Origin of the sequence: Acinetobacter sp. AS167 (assembly GCF_037152175.1) — a bacterium.
Lineage (GTDB): Bacteria > Pseudomonadota > Gammaproteobacteria > Pseudomonadales > Moraxellaceae > Acinetobacter.
This window is the reverse complement of record NZ_JBBCMP010000049.1, coordinates 1-273: the sequence shown is the minus strand read 5'-3', so window position 1 is coordinate 273 and position 273 is coordinate 1. Positions and strand designations below refer to the sequence as shown.

Sequence of the window (273 nt, the reverse complement as noted above, 5' to 3'; positions counted from 1 at the left end):
TCCATTAATTGGATCTACTACAGGAGCTGTTGGTGGAATAGCATCTACAACGACGACCGTTGGTAATGAATTATTCCCTGCTGGGTCTGTCGCGATTACCTTAACTTCATCACCATCTTTTAAACCAGGATTTGGCACTGTCCAAGTTCCATCTGGACTCGTAACAACTGTGGTTTTGGTACCATCTGGGTAAGTGACTGTGACTGTTGAGCCTGGCTCAGCTGTACCTGTAATAGGATCTTTTCCATTAATTGGATCTACTACAGGAGCTGT

General features: G+C 44.3%; 1 protein-coding gene. It reads right to left on the bottom strand.

The genetic code is table 11. The features are described 5' to 3' along the window. Positions 1 to 273 (bottom strand): Ig-like domain-containing protein (locus WFN33_RS20310; protein WP_336954841.1); only part of this gene is annotated, 273 nt, incomplete at both ends.